Genomic DNA, 17,578 nt, shown 5'->3' on the forward strand with positions numbered 1-17,578 from the left:
TCGCCTCGACCTGACTCAGCAATAGAAGCATTACAACATGACTAATCCGCTGCCAAAGGCCATTTTTTGATGGGCCGAACGGCTCAGGAAAAACGGATCTGGCCATTGCATTACGCAATACCCTGCCGGTTGACATTATTAGTGTTGATTCGGCCTTAATTTATCGAGGCATGGATATTGGCACCGCCAAGCCAACCGCTGACGAATTGGCGCAGGCGCCCCATCATTTGATTGATATTCGTGATCCGTCTCAAGCCTATTCAGCGGCCGACTTTCGTGAAGATGCCCTCACAGAAATGGATAAGATCGTGTCAAATGGCAAGATCCCACTGTTGGTTGGCGGCACCATGTTGTATTTTAAAGCATTGTTAGAAGGGTTATCGCCATTGCCCAGTGCGGATCTTGCTGTGCGTGGTGCATTAGAAAAAGAGGCGCAGCAATATGGCTGGGAAGCGCTTCATGCACAGTTATGTGACATTGATCCTGTGTCTGGCGCGCGGATCCACCCCAATGATCCGCAACGAATTTTACGGGCACTTGAGGTGTACCGTATCAGTGGACAAACCCTCACCGCATTGACGGGAAAAAAAGGTGAACCTTTGCCGTATCAGGTACACCAATTTGCAATAGCGCCTCAGGATCGAGGTGAATTGCATCGCCGCATCGAGCTCCGATTCGACAAATGATCGAAGCGGGTTTTGAAAAGGAGGTACGCGCACTGTATGAACGAGAGGATCTGCATCCCGATCTGCCTCGATCCGGTGCGTTGGGTATCGCCAGATGTGGGATTATTTGGCCGGACGTTGTACCCATGATGAAGCCGTTTACCGTGGGATTTGCGCGACGCGCCAGTTAGCTAAACGTCAGATAACTTGGCTTCGAGGCTGGGAAAATGTGACGTGGCTTGACAGTGACGCACCGTCGCTGTCTTTACAAACGGTGACAAAAGCGTTGACGGCAGGGACGGAAACTTGATGTATACTGTCACTGACAAGGACGCTGCTTAACCGCGACATTGACTACAATTACAAACAAATAAGGAAAAGAACTAATGGCTAAGGGGCAATCATTACAAGACCCATTCCTAAACGCGTTACGTCGTGAGCGTATTCCTGTTTCCATTTACCTTGTGAATGGCATTAAGTTACAAGGGCAAATCGAATCGTTTGATCAGTTTGTGATCTTGCTGAAAAACACCGTGAATCAAATGGTGTACAAGCATGCTATTTCTACCGTGGTGCCAGCACGCGCGGTGAGTCATCACAACAATAACCAAGTGGCTGGAGAGCGTCCGCAGGGCGACCGTCAGCAAGAAAAACCTGAGGAGTGAGTATTCAATTGCTAAGGAGTTTTTCGCTTGTTTGACCGTTACGAGGCCGGTGAACAGGCTGTACTTGTTCATATCAATTTTACCCATGATGGCGAGTGGGATGATCTCAGCGAGTTTCAAATGCTGGTGTCATCGTCGGGTGTCGATGCTTTGCAAGTTGTTGTCGGCAGCCGTCAGTCCCCTCATCCGAAGTATTTTGTTGGTGAGGGAAAAGCCCAAGAAATTGCAGACACCGTACAGCAAGTGGGCGCTGATATTGTGATTTTTAATCACACGTTATCCGCGGCCCAAGAGCGCAACCTGGAACAGCGATTTAAATGTCGAGTATTAGACCGTACCGGGCTCATTCTTGATATCTTCGCACAGCGCGCGCGTACCCACGAAGGTAAGTTGCAGGTTGAATTGGCGCAGTTGCGTCATCTTTCTACCGGCTGGTACGTGGCTGGACCACCTTGAGCGTCAGAAAGGGGGGATCGGTTTACGTGGTCCGGGGGAAACCCAGTTAGAAACGGATCGCCGATTATTGCGCGATCGGGTAAAAGCGATTTTACGTCGGTTAGAAAAAGTGGCGAAACAACGTGAGCAAGGTCGTCGAGCACGTGCACGTGCCGAAGTGCCGACCATCTCGTTGGTTGGGTATACCAATGCGGGCAAATCTACATTGTTTAACCGTATTACCGAAGCAGGTGTTTATGCGGCTGATCAGCTATTTGCCACACTCGATCCAACCTTGCGTCGGATTGATGTCGACGATGTGGGTACCGCGATTTTAGCTGACACCGTCGGGTTTATCCGCCACTTGCCGCATGACTTAGTGGCCGCGTTTAAAGCGACATTGCAAGAAACGCAAGAAGCGAGTTTATTGCTACATGTTGTTGATGCCAGTGATGAGCGGTTGCGTGACAATATTGCCGCTGTTGACGGCGTACTCGAAGAGATTGAGGCGGCGGACGTACCGCGTCTGCTTATCATGAACAAGATAGATAGTCTAGATCAGGCTGAGCCTCGTATTGAACGAGACGACGAGGGCGTACCTAAAGCCGTGTGGATATCAGCGCTGTCGGGTCAAGGCATCGCGCTCATATTTGACGCGCTGACTGAGCGTTTAGCAGGCATCATGGTTCGGCATCAGTTACGATTGCCGCCCACGATAGCGGGCCGGATGCAAAGTAAATTTCACCAGATGCGATGCGTGATCAGTGAAGAGTATCAAGATGATGGGCATCTGTTAGTCGATATCAGGCTGCCACAAACAGACTGGTACCGATTAGAAAAAAGAGAGGGCAACCAACTTGGCGACTTTATCGTCATGGAATAGGCTGCTAGAGTACAAAATTATCGTCAGATCAAATTGATGGAGTGCGTGAATGGCGTGGAATGAGCCAGGAAACAATGGCGGTCCCGACAAAGACCCCTGGGGGAATCGTGGAGGCCGTAATCAAGGGCCACCGGATCTTGATGAATTGTTTAACAAATTAAGCCGTAAACTGAGTGGTTTCGGCGGCCGCAAAGGCAAAGGCCCATCGTTTGGTGGCGGCATGGCAGGGCTAGGTGTGCTCGCGCTCATCGGTCTTATCGTATGGGGTATTTCCGGTTTTTACACCATTGGTGAGGCCCAGCGTGGCGTGGTACTTCGGTTCGGTCAGTATGATCGTATCGTGCAGCCGGGCCTTAACTGGAAACCGACCTTTGTCGATACCGTGAGAACGGTTGACATGGAATCAATCCGCTCGTTAAACAGCTCAGGTTTGATGCTGACCAAAGACGAAAACGTGGTCAGTGTTGAAATGGACATACAGTACCGCGTCATGGATGCGCAACAGTATTTGTACAGTGTGACCAATGCCGATGACAGCTTGCGTCAAGCAACAGATTCAGCACTGCGTGCGGTCGTGGGTGATTCGGTGATGGACGATATTATTACCAGCGGTCGCCAAGTAGTACGCGAGCGAACTCAGGTTGAGCTGAACAATATTATCGACAAGTACAACATGGGTTTGATTGTCGTCGACGTCAACTTCCAGTACGCGCGGCCACCAGAGCAGGTGAAAGATGCCTTTGATGACGCCATTGCAGCCCGTGAGGACGAAGCGCGTTTTATCCGTGAAGCAGAAGCGTATCGTAATGACGTCTTGCCAAAGGCAACGGGTCGAGCAGAAACGTTGAAAAAAGCGGCTTTGGGTTATAAGGAGCGTACGGTTAACGAAGCAGAAGGTGAAGTCTCTCAATTCGAAAAATTGTTGCCTGAGTATATTGATGCGCCACGCGTGACACGTAATCGCTTGTATATCCAAACCATGGAACAGGTGTACAGCAGTACAAGTAAGGTTATGGTGGATTCGCAAAGCGGAAACAGCAACCTCTTGTATCTCCCGCTGGATAAGTTGATGGGAGGGGCAGCCGTTGGGCCTAACCAGCGTAAAGAAACGTCGAGCAGCCAGTATGGCATTGAGCTGGAGCAAAGCTCTCAGCCAAAACAGCCTGAATCGGCGCCGCGTTCTGGTTCATCACGTGAAGGGAGATACTAAGCATGCGTAAGATGATGATCCCGGTTATAGTCTTAGCGGTCGTGATATTTTTGATGTCGATCTTCGTGGTGAGTGAAGGTGAACGCAGTATTGTGATTCGCTTTGGACGTGTCCTGAAAGCGGATAACGAGATCGCGAAAATCTATCAGCCAGGTTTGCACTTTAAGTTGCCGTTGTTTGACCGAGTGAATACCCTCGACGCGCGTATTCAAACTATGGATGACCGTGCCGATCGCTTTGTTACTGCAGAGAAAAAAGACGTCATTATTGACTCTTACTTGAAGTGGCGAATTAAAGACTTCGGTCAATACTACCTTGCCACAGGGGGCGGTAATAAGATCACCGCTGAGTCGCTTTTGCAACGTCGTATTTCTGACGGTCTGCGTGCCGAAATTGGTAATAAGACCATCAAAGAGATTGTGTCTGAAAAGCGCGACCAAGTCATGGAAGGTGTGTTGGAGCGTGCCGCTGGTGAGGGTATACGTGATTTAGGGATTGAGCTGATTGATTTGCGTATCAAACGTATCAACCTTCCTAGCGAGATAAGTGAATCGATCTATGCCCGTATGCGTGCGGAGCGTGAAGCGGTGGCGCGTCGTCATCGTGCACAAGGTCGTGAGCAGGCCGAAATCATTCGCGCGCAGGCTGAGTTAGAGGTAGCGACTATCCTCTCTAAAGCAGAGCGTCAGGCGCGAATCACTCGCGGTGAAGCAGATGCTGAAGTGGCACAGCTTTTTGCGCGTGCGTTTAAGAAAGAGCCTGAGTTCTATAGCTTTGTACGTTCGTTACAGGCTTATCGCGAGAGCTTTGACAGCAAGAGCGATATGCTGATTGTTGATCCTAAAAGTGATTTCTTCAAATACATGAAGCAGCCTGATGTGATCGATCAATAAATCGTTGTCACCGATAGAAAAGACAAGGCATCGTGCCTTGTCTTTTTTTTATCTTGTACTTATTGAGCACAGCAGGATTGAATGACGGAGGAGGAATCATGACAACGTTATGGGGAGCGCTCGCTCTCGTGTTGGTCGTCGAAGGGCTGGGGCCTATGTTATTCCCCAAGCAATGGCGACAGATGGTCACGGAGCTCAGTCAGCAGCCGGATAATCAGTTGCGACGTATCGGAGGATGTTTAGTGGTGATTGGCGCCGTATTCGCCTATTCCATCTTAGCTTAAGAAAGGGGCTGTCAGCTTGACGTGACAAACCCATGGGAAGAAAACGACAATACGGTTAAAAAATAAACTGCAACCGACTTTTTAAGGTGCTAGAATCCTTTTTTAACTAGCTGCATATCGAAGAAGATGGGTAATAACGTAGTCGTTCTCGGCACCCAATGGGGTGACGAAGGTAAGGGAAAGATCGTTGATCTTTTGACTGAAGATGCAAAATACGTGGTTCGCTATCAAGGCGGTCACAACGCAGGTCATACTCTTGTCATTGACGGTGAAAAGACCGTCCTACACTTGATTCCTTCTGGTATCCTCCGCAACAACGTTAAATGCATTATCGGTAATGGTGTGGTGTTGTCGCCAGACGCTTTACTGAAAGAAATGGGTGAGCTGGAAGCACGCGGCGTGCCTGTGCGTGAGCGCCTATTCCTGTCAGAAGCTTGTCCTTTAATCTTGCCTTATCACATTGCGTTGGATGCAGCGCGTGAAAAAGCACGTGGCAAGAAAGCCATTGGTACGACAGGCCGTGGTATTGGTCCGGCGTACGAAGACAAAGTGGCGCGCCGTGGTTTGCGTGTTGGGGATCTATTCGATAAAGAAGCCTTTGCTGAAAAGCTAAAAGAAGTGATGGAATTCCATAACTTCCAGCTAGAGCACTTCTATAAAGTCGAACCAGTAAGCTATGAAGAAACCTTAGCGAAGGTGATGGAGCAAGCAGACACCCTCACCGGTATGGTTATTGATGTGACTCAAGAGCTAGACGATGCCCGTAAACGTGATGACAAAATCATGTTCGAAGGCGCGCAAGGCACCTTGCTCGATATTGATCACGGCACTTATCCGTATGTGACCTCCTCAAACACCACTGCGGGTGGTGTCGCGGCAGGTTCTGGCTTTGGTCCTCGTCACCTAGGCTATGTTCTCGGTATTGCGAAAGCCTATTGCACCCGTGTTGGCGCAGGCCCGTTCCCAACGGAACTGGATGACGATATTGGTATGCACCTAGGCACCAAAGGCGCTGAATTTGGTGCGACCACTGGGCGTAAACGTCGTTGTGGTTGGTTTGATGCGGTAGCAATGCGTCGTGCTGTACAAATTAACTCGGTCTCAGGTTTCTGCCTGACCAAGCTAGATGTGATGGACGGCTTAGAAGAAATCAAGATTTGTACGGGTTACAAGATGGCTGACGGCTCCATGATCCAGGTGTCGCCATTGGCTGCAGATGCGTACGACAACATCGAGCCTGTGTATGAAACCATGCCGGGTTGGAGCGAAAACACCTTTGGGGTGAAATCGCTCGACCAGCTGCCACAAGCTGCGCTCGATTACATCAAGCGTATTGAAACCTTGACTGGCGTGCCGATTGATCTGATTTCGACCGGTCCAGACCGTAATGAAACCATCATTAAGGTTCATCCTTTCGAAAGCTAATGCTTGTGTGAAGAAAAACCATGAAGCCAGCGTTTAACGACGCTGGCTTTTTTTATCGCTAATCGATGAAACTGAAACCCCGATCGCGCGAAAGCGGAAAAAACTTGCCGCCTTTGCTAAAGTCACTGAGCAGGGTGCCGATACAAAAAGTCACACGGTCAGCGCGCGCGTTGCTGTTGGGTTTCTTGGTTGAATAGCGAGTAGGCATGACGTTTCGAACGCTGAGTTTTTCACTTTTACTAACGGCAACGACGCTGGCAGCTGTAACCGCCAGAGCGGACGTGGGGCCGGCAGTGCCTTTGTATGAAGAAAGTGAACTGATCACCTTATTTGAGACCAACTCACACCTTGAGCGCGTGAAACAAGACGATTGCCAACTGATGCAAGATATCGAAGTGCGGGCAACGCGTGTGGGCTCCCCCGCCTATGAGTTCTTGTATGGTGATATGTTGGCGTGGGGGGTGTGCGTCGATCAAGATGCAGAGCTCGGTGTGTATTATATAAAACAAGCTGCGCAGCAAGGGTTGCCTGCAGCGCTAGAGCAGCTAGGACGTTACTATGCGAATGGTACCTTAGTGCAGCAAGATCAGCGACGCGCGATTCCTTACCTACGCGAAGCCGCATCGCTGGGAGATACCCGCGCGCGCATTCAACTGGCTGAATTGCTGGTGGATGATGTCGGTTCGCCGCTTGACTATGAAGATGCTTATCGCTGGTTGTATCAGACCATTACTGCAGATTCTCGCACACGCAATCGTATTGCAGCGTTGCGTGCAGCGCTTGAGGCGCGTATGCCAAAAAACATCATTGCTCGGGCCAAAAGGCGCACCAGTTACTGGTAATCGCTTAATCGCTGGCGCCTGACAGCAGGCGATTTTATCGTCAAAATCCGCTATACTATTGATACTTATCTGTTCCCAATCTATTTTTGATATGGCCAGTTCGCCGTGTTCCTCTCGTTACCGATAAGCAAGACGCTGAAACAAAACGTCAAACTGCGATCGTCGCGGCGCATTCGCGATAGTTAACAGATATAATGAATTTAACATACGCCAATAGGAAAAGGTCTATGTCGCAAGACACAGGTTCGACAAATAACACCCCAAACAATATTGCTGCGGATCCGCACCAGGCCCGTGAAGCTGAAAAATACGAAAACCCGGTCCCCAGCCGTGAACACTTACTGGGAGTGATCCGAAGCTTTAAGGCGCCAGTGAGTCGCGATAATCTGTTTACCCACCTCGGCTTGGAGGGCGATGAGCAGTATGAAGGTTTGCGTCGACGTCTGCGTGCCATGGAGCGAGATGGACAACTCGTGTTCACACGGCGTAAGTGCTACGCCTTGCCTGAACGCCTTGATCTCATTAAAGGGACCGTGATTGGTCACCGTGATGGTTTTGGTTTTTTACGCCCAGAAGGAAAAGGCAATCATGATGATTGGACGTTACCGCATCATCAAATGCGTAGCGTGATGCATGGCGATGTCATTTTAGCGCAGGGCGTGGGTACCGATAAACGCGGCCGCCAAGAAGCGCGTGTCGTACGTGTTCTGGAAGCGCGCCAAGGCCAGATCGTTGGTCGGTACTTCGTCGAAGATGGCATGGGCTTTGTGGTGCCAGATGATAGCCGCCTTGGCCAAGATATCGTGATTGACAAAGATCATACCCATGGCGCGCGCATGGGTAACGTGGTGGTGGTTGAGATCATGCAACGTCCCACACGCCAAACCAATCCCGTCGGCAAAATTGTTGAAGTACTGGGCGAAAATATGGCACCAGGCATGGAAATCGAGATTGCGATGCGCACTCACGATATTCCCCATCAATGGCCCGACGCGGTACTTAAGCAAGTCAAAAGCTTGAGCGAAGAAGTGCCTGAAAAGGCCAAAGAAGGCCGTGTCGATCTGCGTGATCGGCCCCTCGTCACTATCGATGGTGAAGACGCCCGTGATTTTGATGATGCCGTGTACTGTGAGCGCAAACGCTCCGGTGGCTGGCGTTTGTGGGTCGCGATCGCCGATGTCAGCTATTATGTTCGTCCCGACTCGGCCCTCGATAAAGAAGCGCAAAATCGCGGTAACTCGGTGTACTTCCCCAATCAAGTCGTGCCTATGTTGCCGGAAATCCTGTCCAATGGCTTATGTTCCCTCAACCCACAGGTTGATCGCCTGTGTATGGTCTGTGAGATGACGATTTCTGAGTCAGGTGTGTTATCAGGCTATAAACACTATGAAGCGGTAATGAACTCACATGCCCGCTTAACCTATACCAAGGTGTCTAATATATTGGATGGTGACGAAGCCTTGCGAGAACGGTATCACTCTTTGGTCCCGCACTTAGAAACCTTGCACGATATGTACAAGGTGTTGAGCGACGCACGTCAGCAACGCGGTGCGATTGAGTTTGAGACGGTCGAAACGCAGTTTATCTTTAATGCTCAGCGTAAAATCGACCGTATCGTGCCGGTTGAGCGTAACGATGCGCACAAAATCATCGAAGAATGTATGATTCTTGCCAACGTCGCCTCTGCGCGTTTTGTCGAGAAGCACAAAGAGCCAGCATTGTATCGTGTTCACGAAGCCCCAGGTGAACAGCGACTTAGTGGTTTTAAAGATTTCTTGGGTGAACTTGGCTTGAGCCTCAGTGGCGGTCTGGAGCCAACGCCAAAAGACTACGCCGCCTTAATGCATGTGGTCCATGGCCGTGCGGACAGTGAGCTTATCCAGACCATGCTATTGCGCTCAATGAAGCAAGCAGTCTATCAAGCGGATAACCAAGGTCACTTTGGCTTAGCGCTAAAACAGTACGCGCACTTTACGTCACCCATCCGTCGTTACCCGGACTTACTTTTGCACCGCGCGCTCAAATATTTGATAGCTAAACAAGCAGGCAAAAACCAAGACCGCTGGACGCCGACCGGGGGGTATCACTACTCGTTTGATGATATAGATGTTTTAGGCGAGCAGTGTTCAAAAACAGAGCGCCGCGCGGATGATGCCACCCGTGATGTATCCGATTGGCTAAAATGCGAGTATATGCAGGACCATGTCGGCGATGAGCTTGAGGGGGTGATTGCCAATGTGACTGGCTTTGGTTTCTTTGTTCGTCTCAATGAGCTACATATCGATGGATTGGTGCATATCTCTAACCTCGATAATGATTACTATCGCTTTGATATGGTAGGCCAACGTTTAGTGGGTGAGGGGTCAGGCCGCGTTTTCCGACTGGGCGATCAGGTAACGGTCAAAGTACTGTCAGTGAATCTTGACGAGCGACAAATTGATTTTGAACTGGTAGGCTCTGAGCGCAAAGCCCGTCGCCCGGGTAAAACCGCGCGTGACAAGCGAAAAAAAGGTCGTGCGGAGTCCAATAAAGATCCACAAGCATGCCGTGAGCGAACTTCGGTACGCCAACAGCTTAAACACGGCGCAGTACCCAGTGTTGACGCTGATAAGGCGCCTGTGGATAAGCAAGGCAAAAAGTCTAAAGTAAAGTCGCCTGCGGAAAAAGCACGCAAGAAAAAGGCGAAGAAACAAAAAACCGAAGCGGCCAAGAAAAAGAAGTAGATCATGAGCAATGAAGTTATTTACGGTATTCATGCCGTCCAAGCGGTTTTAGCGACCGATCCTTCTCGCTTTATTGAGGTGATGGTATTAAAAGGGCGTCAAGATGAGCGCTTGGTGCCTGTACTCAATGAGATTGCGATGTTGGGTGTTAGCATTCAGCAAGTGGGGCGAAAAGCGCTAGATGATAAAACCCAAAGTGCTTCACACCAGGGCATTGTTGCCCGGGTAAAGCCGGGTCGTCAGTACAACGAAAATGATTTGGATGCGATCCTCACCAATACCGAGAACCCGCTATTATTGGTACTTGATGGTGTCACCGATCCCCATAATTTGGGGGCTTGCCTACGTACTGCCGATGCAGCGGGTGTTAGTGCGGTGATTGTCCCGAAAGACAAGTCTGCTCAGCTGAATGCGACGGCACGAAAAGTGGCCTGTGGCGCCGCTGAAGTGGTGCCTTTAGTGCGTGTCACTAACTTGGCACGTGCTATGCGTACGCTTAAAGAACAGGTGTATGGTTCGTTGGCACCGCGGGTGAAGCGGACCATGATGTGTATGACACGAAATTGGTGGGACCAGTTGGCCTTAGTGATGGGGGCGGAAGGTGAGGGCATGCGTCGTCTTACCCGTGAAACCTGCGATGAGCTGATCCGTGTGCCGATGGCAGGGAGTGTATCGAGCCTGAATGTGTCAGTGGCCACTGGAGTGTGTTTGTACGAGGCCGTGCGTCAACGTCGTTAACGTTTACAGTTTTGCTAACTAATCAAGAAAACGCCCCAGATTGGGGCGTTTTTTATATTAATGACTTACCAGTCAATTACAGCCGTTTCCAAACCGCCGCGTGGCCAGGTTGCTCGCCTTGCGTCCACCATTTAGCTTGATAGCGTTGGTTGTTGTATTCAATCTCATCGCCACCTGAGTAAGCGACCGTGGCTTGCCATTCATTACTTTGATTGGCTTGGCTATCACCAACACGCGCCCATGGGCCGCCTTGATCAGGGCGCTGACCTTTGGTCCACCACTTGGCGCGATACTCAACACCTTGGTACATCACGCGATCACCGCCAACATAGACAGTGCTTTCATTCCAAGCCGGCAGGCTGCTTGCTGGCGTCACGGTCACCGTGAACTGCGCTGGCGTCGTTTTATCACCATCGCTGACCTCGACAGTGACTACATACTCACTGTTTTCAGTCACGGTTGGTGCGGTCAGCGTGACTTGGTTGTCTGACCCTGATACTGCCAGATCACCAGATGCGCGGTAAGCGTAGCTGAGCGTGTCGCCGTCGGGATCGCTAGCATCGATAGTCACGCGGGTTTGCTCACCGCTTGTCAGGCTAACAGGGGCGATAGGCGCCACGGTGGGTGCTTGGTTTTCACTCGCTACCACCACCTTAATCGTAGTACTAGCTTGGGCATCGGCTTGACCGTCAGAGACAGTCACTGACAGTATGTACTCGGTGCTGGTGCTGACATCGGGCGCGGTGACCGTTACCGAGTCAGTATCACTATTGCTGAGTGCCAACGCCGTGTCACCTTGCCAGCGATAGGTCAGTGCATCGCCATCACGATCACGCGCGTTGGCAGCAATCGCCAGGGTGTCACCGGGGGCAAGGGTATAGCTCTGTTGCGCGAGGCTCACTGTCGGCGCGTTGTTGACCGGAGGCTGGCCATCTTGCGCTAAGCCTCGTGCATGGCATTGAGAATATCGCCATTGTCGGCATCAATTTCCCAGGCAAACAAGCCCGCGAAGTTGTGGTTACGCACATATTGACCTTTGGCTTTGACCGAGCGCGGGTTGTCGTAAGTGACCAGCTTGCCTATGTCTGGGTTCCAGACATAGGCGGCTTCGGCTTGTGCATCATAGCCGGGTTGAAAGCCGTTGATGCCGTTATCCGCGCTACCCAGCATCGATTTGACCACGCCTTTGTAGTCAATGACGCCGGCTTCCCAAATACCGTCCGCGGTACTGCCTTTGATGGGGCCGTTGCCCGGTGCGGTCATTGGATTGCTTGGGTCGGTGGCATTAGCAGGGAAGACCCCTTCCCATCCACGGCCGTACATTGCGGTACCGATCACCATCTTCTCAGGCGGTACGCCGCTTTCCAGCATCAACTGTACACCATTATCGAGCGTGTATGCGGGGCCTTTCCGTGGTTCGCCATTGTCATCGACGCCCGTGCCATCACATTCATCGGCACGCATATGGCTGCCGCAGTAAATGGCGGTTTGATGGCCAGTGACATTATTCCATGCACCGAAGAAGTCGTAGGTCATGGCAAAGATGTAATCCATGTACGGCGCACTGGCGCTGTAATCGACATTGGCGATTTTATCATAGCCGGCGCCGACCGCTGAGGTAAGTTGGTATTCACGGCCCGTATCGGCTTCGAGCTCATCCAACATCGCACGTAGCTCACGCATCAAGGCGGCATAGGCTTGGCTGTCCTGATCTGGGTTGCCCAAGTTAGGGTTGGCACCACCCCCGCCCTGGGTATTCCCAGTCGATATCGACCCCGTCGTAGAACTTCCAGGTTTTTAGGAACTCTTTCATCGAGGCAACAAAGACGTCACGGTTGGCTTTGTCGGTGAAATCAAAGAAGGGATCAGACAAGGTCCAGCCGCCTACCGAAGGGAGGATTTTGAGATCGGGATAGCGCTGTTTGAGTGCCATCATTTGCGCGTAGGTGCCACCAATCGGATCTTTGGCCGGTGTGCCGGGCAGTTTTTTCTGGATGGCCGCCCAAGGGTCATGGATCACCACTTCATAGTCTTCTGAGCCTTGGCAAGCGAGCTCAAGCGCGCGCAAGCTGTTGCCATTCTCAATATTACCCAGTGACTCGTTCGGGCCACAAATGGGGATAAAGCCGTACAAAATGTGGGTGAGGTTTCCCGCTGGGATCTGGCTAACATCGAAATTACGACCGTAAATACCCCATTCCACAAAGTAAGCCCCCACTACAGTATCAGGCTGTTTGGGGTAGTCGTTGTTGTTCGGGTCGACATTCATCGGCAGTGGGTCGAGATGGACGCCGTCGGTATCGGCGATCACGATGGGTTTGGCGGCGCTGGTCGCGCACTGGCCGTCGACACCCCCTTCACACAAGGCGAGTTTTAGCTGGTGGCGACCGCCTTTGTCATAGGGGAAGGTGACCGTGCCAGATTGGGTGCCCGCCGGTAAGGTGCCTTGATTGACGACCTGATCGTCAAAGTACACCTTGTAGCTATCACCACCGTCACCGGACCAGGCGTTCCACTTAATTTCAATTTGGACTTCATCAACGCGTTGCACCAGATCGTTGTACGATCCGCGACCATATTCGTCGACTTCAACAAATGAATAGTTTTGTGGCTTCCAATCCAAACTTGGGGTTGAAGGGGCCGCCACGGCGTGGCTGGCACCCAGAGCCCCAGCTATCGCCATAGAGAGTAGGGTCATTGGCTTCATGTTTGCTCCTTATTGTGTCACGCGTTGCCAAACAAGGGCAGCGTCGGGTTGCTCGTTTCGTGTCCACCATTTTGCTTGGTAGATGTTGTCGCCGTAGCGCACGCGATCCTTGGCCACATAGACCTCAGAGGAGCGCCACGCGGGCAGGTTGCTGGTAGGGTCGTCCGTGGCAGGTGTCACGGACAGGTTGAAGCTGTAGCTATCGTGATGACTAAAGACTTGGTTTTGCACCACGTCGTTGACATTAAACTGGATCTCACCGTTGCGCATCACCCCGATACGTAAGGGCTCATTGGCTTGCTGTTCGATAAGGCCAGCCAGCGTTTGCGGCCAATTCGCCACGTTTTGGGCATCGAGAGTGAGCGTGACGTCCACCACTTCTTGGCCTTGACGATTGTGCAAGCGGGCACGAACGCGGTCGCCTAATGCCGCCATTTGTGGATGCGGGACGAAATAGCCCAGCTCGTGCCATTGGGCAGGAGTAGTCTGGCTTGGTGTGATGGTGATGTCAGCACAGTTGTAGAAGCCTTCACCGGCCGGATCTATCCGTTGCCAACGGCTATAGAGAATCGCATTGCCCTGACGATCAGCGGGCAGAGTGACGGTCATCTCGTAATAGCGGTTACCGTCATCGCCCACCACGATGGGAAGGTCGCCAAAGGTGTTGATTTTTTCGAGATCATCCCACGTCAGCGCATCGGTCGCGCCGTTGTAATCTGGCTTGGTGAGATAAATTTCCCAGAAGCTCGGGTTATGAGGGGTGGTGGCCCTAAAACGCACGTCAATTTGACCATTGCCATCAGGAGTGACGTCGGTCCGTTGCCAGTCTGGTGACGGCAAGCTGACCCCTGCTTTATTCGGGTCGCCAGCGCCACATAAATTACCGTCGGTGACGGTGGCTTTCACCGCTTCCATATTGCGGTAGTCTGCCACCAATTGGGCCGACTCATGATGCTGCACAAACGGGTAGTGACCCGATTCTAAAAACGCGGCACGGCAGGCTGCATTAGGGATACGTGATCCATCAGAGGGCCACCAGTACCCTCCTTGCTCATGACAAATCGCTTGGCGCGCTTTGGGGCTTTCTAAATAGCCATGTGCCATTACCTGAGCGCTGCTTGCTGCCAGCGCAAGTGCCACGGCGGTACGACAGGAAAACTGCGTGAACGAAGGCTTGAACATAACGACTCCTTAACGGGGGCACCATGCCCCCGCATTCAAGACTAGAGATGAATTAAAGGCTGCAGACTTGGCGCCAAGCTTGACCACCGGGCACGGCTTGGGTCCACCACTTGGCTTCCCATACCGCATCTTGGTAGATAAGTTGGTCGCCACCGCTGGCATGGTTGCCCCCGTTAGGCCAGTTAGGGTAGGTACTTAGGCCGGCGATATCGACGCCGGGACACTGCGACTCTCCGCCACCTTGACCGGCGCCACCTTGACCGGCGCTACCGGGGAGCGCCGGCGGAAGGCTTGGATACGCCTGCTTTACCGCATAGCGCTGGCCATCTTTCTCGATGGTGATATTGGTCGGGTTAGTGATCGGCATGTAGTACATCACCTGAGCGTCCAAGGTTTCACCCGGCTTGAAGCTTTGCTCAATGCCGCCCCACTCGTTGATCAGGGTGATGGCAAAGCGATGATGCGTGGCGTCAAACCCGCCGATGTTGTTGCCACTGGCGTTGCTGCTATCACGCACCACTTCTATGCCTAGCTTTTTCTGGGCGTTCCAGTCGGATTTAAAAATAGCGAGGTGGAAACTGGCACATCAAAGCTGATGGTGGCGCCCGATAAGTCGAGATCGGAGTGGTTGGTAAAGCGGAACGTGGGTCGGATAGGGTAGTTGTCATCGCCCACCGGGAAGTTCAGCGCGTCAAAAGTCACATCGACTTGCTCGCTCGGGACTTGGAAGTTGACATCGCCACGTTTTAGCGAGTAGTCGCTTCCTGCTTGCTTAAAGGCTTGGTAAGCGAGCGAGGTCAGGGTGTCACCCATAAAGTAGGCCTGACGCTGGTCATCATAGCGATAATCCCCCGCCAGCTCCCAGAACATCACCCCGCCTAGGCCTTTATTGACCACGTAGTCCACTTTCTCGGCCATCGAGGTTTCGTCTTCCATGGATAGGAATACGCGTTTTTCCTCGTTCCATAACCAAGGCGCTTTGGCGATGTCATCGTAGTAACGCTGATAGCTCCCAGTGAGGCGATCGGTGGGGTCTTGCTCAGGGTCAAGTCCGTATTCCGCCGCATAGGCCGGTAGTTTGCCATCGAGCAGGTTTTTCACGTGCCACAAAGGGTTAGAGCCTGCAGGTACTTCGTTGCCGAGCTCGTCCATATCATGCCAGAGGTTATCAATGCCGACTGCGCCGTTGCCGCATTTGTTTTTCTCACCGACCCCCGTGCCAGCCGGCACTCGCTTTGGCTTGGCAGTGGTGCGCGACCCCAGAGGCCTTTATTGCCACCTTGAACGTCTTGAAAACCGCGAGTGTAGTAAGGAATACCGATATTGATACGACCTGGTGACATACCGCCCATAAAGTAAGTGGCTGCCCAGTCGGTATTTAAATAGCCAATCCCTTCAAACTCAGGGGTCTGGTAGACATTCCATTGCTTGAGCTCTGAGTCTTCTCCAGTGTCATACAGCGGCGCTTGATGGCCAACATGATCATTCCATGCGCCATGCAAGTCATAGCTCATGATGTTGACGTAATCCAAGTATTGCGTAGTTTGGAAGGTCTCCATGCCGCGCAATAAATAACCCGATGAGGGTGAAGCGATGGTGAGCATATAATGCTTGCCATCTTGCGCACTGGCTTTGTCGAGTGCTTCACGCAGCGACTTCATCAGCACTTGATAAGATTGATTCAAGTGCGCACGACGTGGGTTGGAATAGGCAAAGTCATCAGGGTGGCCAGAATCTTTCATTGATGATGGATATTCATAGTCAATGTCTAAACCATCAAAACCATACTGACGCAAGAAGGCGACCGCACTGTCGGTGAAAGCCTTAATACCTGCTTGGTTGACGCTGCCATCGGCATTGGTGGTCATGGTGTAGAAGCCGCCACTGTCGATACGCTCGCCGTTTTCACCGAAGTAGCCCCCGGTTTCGGCCCAGCCACCCACAGAGATCAGCGTTTTCACGTCGGGGTGCTGCTTTTTATATTTGTTAAGCAAGTTAAAGTGGCCTTGGTACGGCAGGTTCGGATCCATGTCTGCGCCTGCAACGCCTGGCCACGTCATTTGCGTGGCTGGGTTATCCGGTGCATCGGGATCGCCAATGGAAAGTTGGTTGTCAGCATTCACGTGCGCAAAGGCGTAGTTGATATGGGTGATCTTGTCCCACGGAATATCACTGACTAAATAGGCTGGCTGGCCGTTGGCACCATTACGCCAACTGGTAAAATAACCGATGACGCGACGAGGGTGATCCGCGCCCATGTCTTCTAGACCGTTTTCATCATATACAGAGCAATACGGCACCTCGACTTCTGGTGTGGTGTATAAACCGTCTGGGCGACAGGCATACTTATCGCCGCCGGTTTGGTCATCTCCCACCACCTGTTGCAATGTTTGAGTGCCGGTAGCGCCTTTATCGTCAGTAACGGTGAGGGTAAAGGTAAAGCGGCCCGTTTGCTCGGTTTGCCAGCGGATGGTTGTCGCCTCCGTGCCTTCATACAGTAAGGTATCGCCTTGAGCGAGCGTAAATGAGGCAACCGACCCATCACTGTCGGTCCCCGCGAGGGTAAAGATGAGTGTATCGCCAACCTGAACCGGACCAGACGGTGAGACGGTTAATGTTGCGGTCGGGGGTTGGTTGACGCTGCCAGCACACTGACCGAGAATCTTCCACGCTTTCCACTCTCCTGACTGGATGGCAGGGTCAGCTTGCGTCCACCACCTCGCTTCATAGGCGGTGTTATCCGTTTTTACTTGCTCTCCTTTGGTGTAGGTATTTCCGTCCTGCCAGTTAGACAGAGGTTGGCAATCAACGGCGGCTTGTACACTCGGGCTATTTAATGCAAGCCCCGTCAAACCTATAGCGATCGCACGCGATGGTGTTATCAATCTCATATTTTGCTCCAAAATTTGAAACTGAATTAATTCAT

General features: G+C 51.9%; 11 protein-coding genes and 5 pseudogenes. 10 read left to right on the forward strand and 6 right to left on the reverse strand.

What is annotated here, in order from left to right:
- The first annotated feature begins 37 nt into the window (after positions 1-37).
- The 10 genes and pseudogenes from miaA (at position 38) to rlmB (ending at position 10,763) form a co-directional block, all read left to right on the forward strand.
- Positions 38-975: pseudogene (gene miaA / locus DZ54_RS20955) on the forward strand (tRNA (adenosine(37)-N6)-dimethylallyltransferase MiaA).
- 76 nt (positions 976-1,051) lie between these two features.
- Positions 1,052-1,330, forward strand: a complete 279-nt coding sequence (gene hfq, locus DZ54_RS0110770) for an RNA chaperone Hfq (protein WP_025674062.1) — start codon at positions 1,052-1,054, stop codon at positions 1,328-1,330.
- Positions 1,331-1,357: 27 nt separating this feature from the next.
- Positions 1,358-2,648, forward strand: a pseudogene (gene hflX, locus DZ54_RS20960) (ribosome rescue GTPase HflX).
- 49 nt (positions 2,649-2,697) lie between these two features.
- Entirely contained in the window at positions 2,698-3,858 is a 1,161-nt protein-coding gene (gene hflK / locus DZ54_RS0110780; protein ID WP_025674064.1) for an FtsH protease activity modulator HflK, read from the forward strand.
- Positions 3,859-3,860: 2 nt separating this feature from the next.
- On the forward strand, positions 3,861-4,751 hold the full coding sequence (hflC, locus tag DZ54_RS0110785; protein WP_025674066.1) for a protease modulator HflC: 891 nt from the start codon (positions 3,861-3,863) through the stop codon (positions 4,749-4,751).
- 98 nt (positions 4,752-4,849) lie between these two features.
- Entirely contained in the window at positions 4,850-5,035 is a 186-nt protein-coding gene (locus DZ54_RS0110790; protein ID WP_025674068.1) for a DUF2065 domain-containing protein, read from the forward strand.
- 126 nt (positions 5,036-5,161) lie between these two features.
- On the forward strand, positions 5,162-6,460 hold the full coding sequence (locus DZ54_RS0110795) for an adenylosuccinate synthase (RefSeq protein ID WP_025674070.1): 1,299 nt from the start codon (positions 5,162-5,164) through the stop codon (positions 6,458-6,460).
- A gap of 206 nt (positions 6,461-6,666) precedes the next feature.
- Positions 6,667-7,302, forward strand: a complete 636-nt coding sequence (gene motX, locus DZ54_RS0110805) for a flagellar protein MotX (protein ID WP_025674071.1) — start codon at positions 6,667-6,669, stop codon at positions 7,300-7,302.
- A 227-nt stretch (positions 7,303-7,529) separates the two neighbouring features.
- On the forward strand, positions 7,530-10,025 hold the full coding sequence (gene rnr, locus DZ54_RS0110810) for a ribonuclease R (RefSeq protein ID WP_025674072.1): 2,496 nt from the start codon (positions 7,530-7,532) through the stop codon (positions 10,023-10,025).
- 3 nt (positions 10,026-10,028) lie between these two features.
- Positions 10,029-10,763, forward strand: a complete 735-nt coding sequence (rlmB, locus tag DZ54_RS20965; RefSeq protein WP_240473972.1) for a 23S rRNA (guanosine(2251)-2'-O)-methyltransferase RlmB — start codon at positions 10,029-10,031, stop codon at positions 10,761-10,763.
- A gap of 76 nt (positions 10,764-10,839) precedes the next feature.
- Here rlmB and DZ54_RS27150 read toward each other — a convergent pair.
- The 6 genes and pseudogenes from DZ54_RS27150 to DZ54_RS26100 all read right to left on the reverse strand — a co-directional run.
- Positions 10,840-10,953 (reverse strand): annotated as a pseudogene (locus DZ54_RS27150) (carbohydrate-binding protein); the annotation flags it as partial.
- 48 nt (positions 10,954-11,001) lie between these two features.
- Positions 11,002-13,470 (reverse strand): annotated as a pseudogene (locus DZ54_RS20970) (glycosyl hydrolase family 18 protein); the annotation flags it as partial.
- A 9-nt stretch (positions 13,471-13,479) separates the two neighbouring features.
- Positions 13,480-14,652, reverse strand: a complete 1,173-nt coding sequence (locus DZ54_RS0110825) for a lytic polysaccharide monooxygenase (protein ID WP_025674073.1) — start codon at positions 14,650-14,652, stop codon at positions 13,480-13,482.
- A 52-nt stretch (positions 14,653-14,704) separates the two neighbouring features.
- Complete coding sequence (locus tag DZ54_RS26090) at positions 14,705-15,169, reverse strand: chitinase C-terminal domain-containing protein (RefSeq protein WP_276202035.1); 465 nt, start codon at positions 15,167-15,169, stop codon at positions 14,705-14,707.
- Between the two features lie 11 nt (positions 15,170-15,180).
- Positions 15,181-15,570, reverse strand: a complete 390-nt coding sequence (locus DZ54_RS27690; protein ID WP_476707454.1) for a chitinase C-terminal domain-containing protein — start codon at positions 15,568-15,570, stop codon at positions 15,181-15,183.
- Positions 15,559-17,447, reverse strand: a pseudogene (locus DZ54_RS26100) (glycosyl hydrolase family 18 protein); the annotation flags it as partial. The pseudogene DZ54_RS26100 and the gene DZ54_RS27690, both read right to left, overlap by 12 nt.
- Positions 17,448-17,578: the final 131 nt, after the last annotated feature.

It is taken from the genome of Salinivibrio socompensis S35 (assembly GCF_000513715.1).
Classification (GTDB): domain Bacteria; phylum Pseudomonadota; class Gammaproteobacteria; order Enterobacterales; family Vibrionaceae; genus Salinivibrio; species Salinivibrio socompensis.

Excerpts from the sequence above, each read along its gene's own strand:
- motX (WP_025674071.1), top strand. The coding sequence starts at position 6,667 with ATGACGTTTCGAACGCTGAGTTTTTCACTTTTACTAACGGCAACGACG.
- rlmB (WP_240473972.1), top strand. The coding sequence starts at position 10,029 with ATGAGCAATGAAGTTATTTACGGTATTCATGCCGTCCAAGCGGTTTTA.
- DZ54_RS0110795 (WP_025674070.1), top strand. The coding sequence starts at position 5,162 with ATGGGTAATAACGTAGTCGTTCTCGGCACCCAATGGGGTGACGAAGGT.
- DZ54_RS0110790 (WP_025674068.1), top strand. The coding sequence starts at position 4,850 with ATGACAACGTTATGGGGAGCGCTCGCTCTCGTGTTGGTCGTCGAAGGG.
- hflC (WP_025674066.1), top strand. The coding sequence starts at position 3,861 with ATGCGTAAGATGATGATCCCGGTTATAGTCTTAGCGGTCGTGATATTT.
- DZ54_RS27690 (WP_476707454.1), bottom strand. The coding sequence starts at position 15,570 with ATGGCCGAGAAAGTGGACTACGTGGTCAATAAAGGCCTAGGCGGGGTG.
- DZ54_RS0110825 (WP_025674073.1), bottom strand. The coding sequence starts at position 14,652 with ATGTTCAAGCCTTCGTTCACGCAGTTTTCCTGTCGTACCGCCGTGGCA.
- hfq (WP_025674062.1), top strand. The coding sequence starts at position 1,052 with ATGGCTAAGGGGCAATCATTACAAGACCCATTCCTAAACGCGTTACGT.
- rnr (WP_025674072.1), top strand. The coding sequence starts at position 7,530 with ATGTCGCAAGACACAGGTTCGACAAATAACACCCCAAACAATATTGCT.
- hflK (WP_025674064.1), top strand. The coding sequence starts at position 2,698 with ATGGCGTGGAATGAGCCAGGAAACAATGGCGGTCCCGACAAAGACCCC.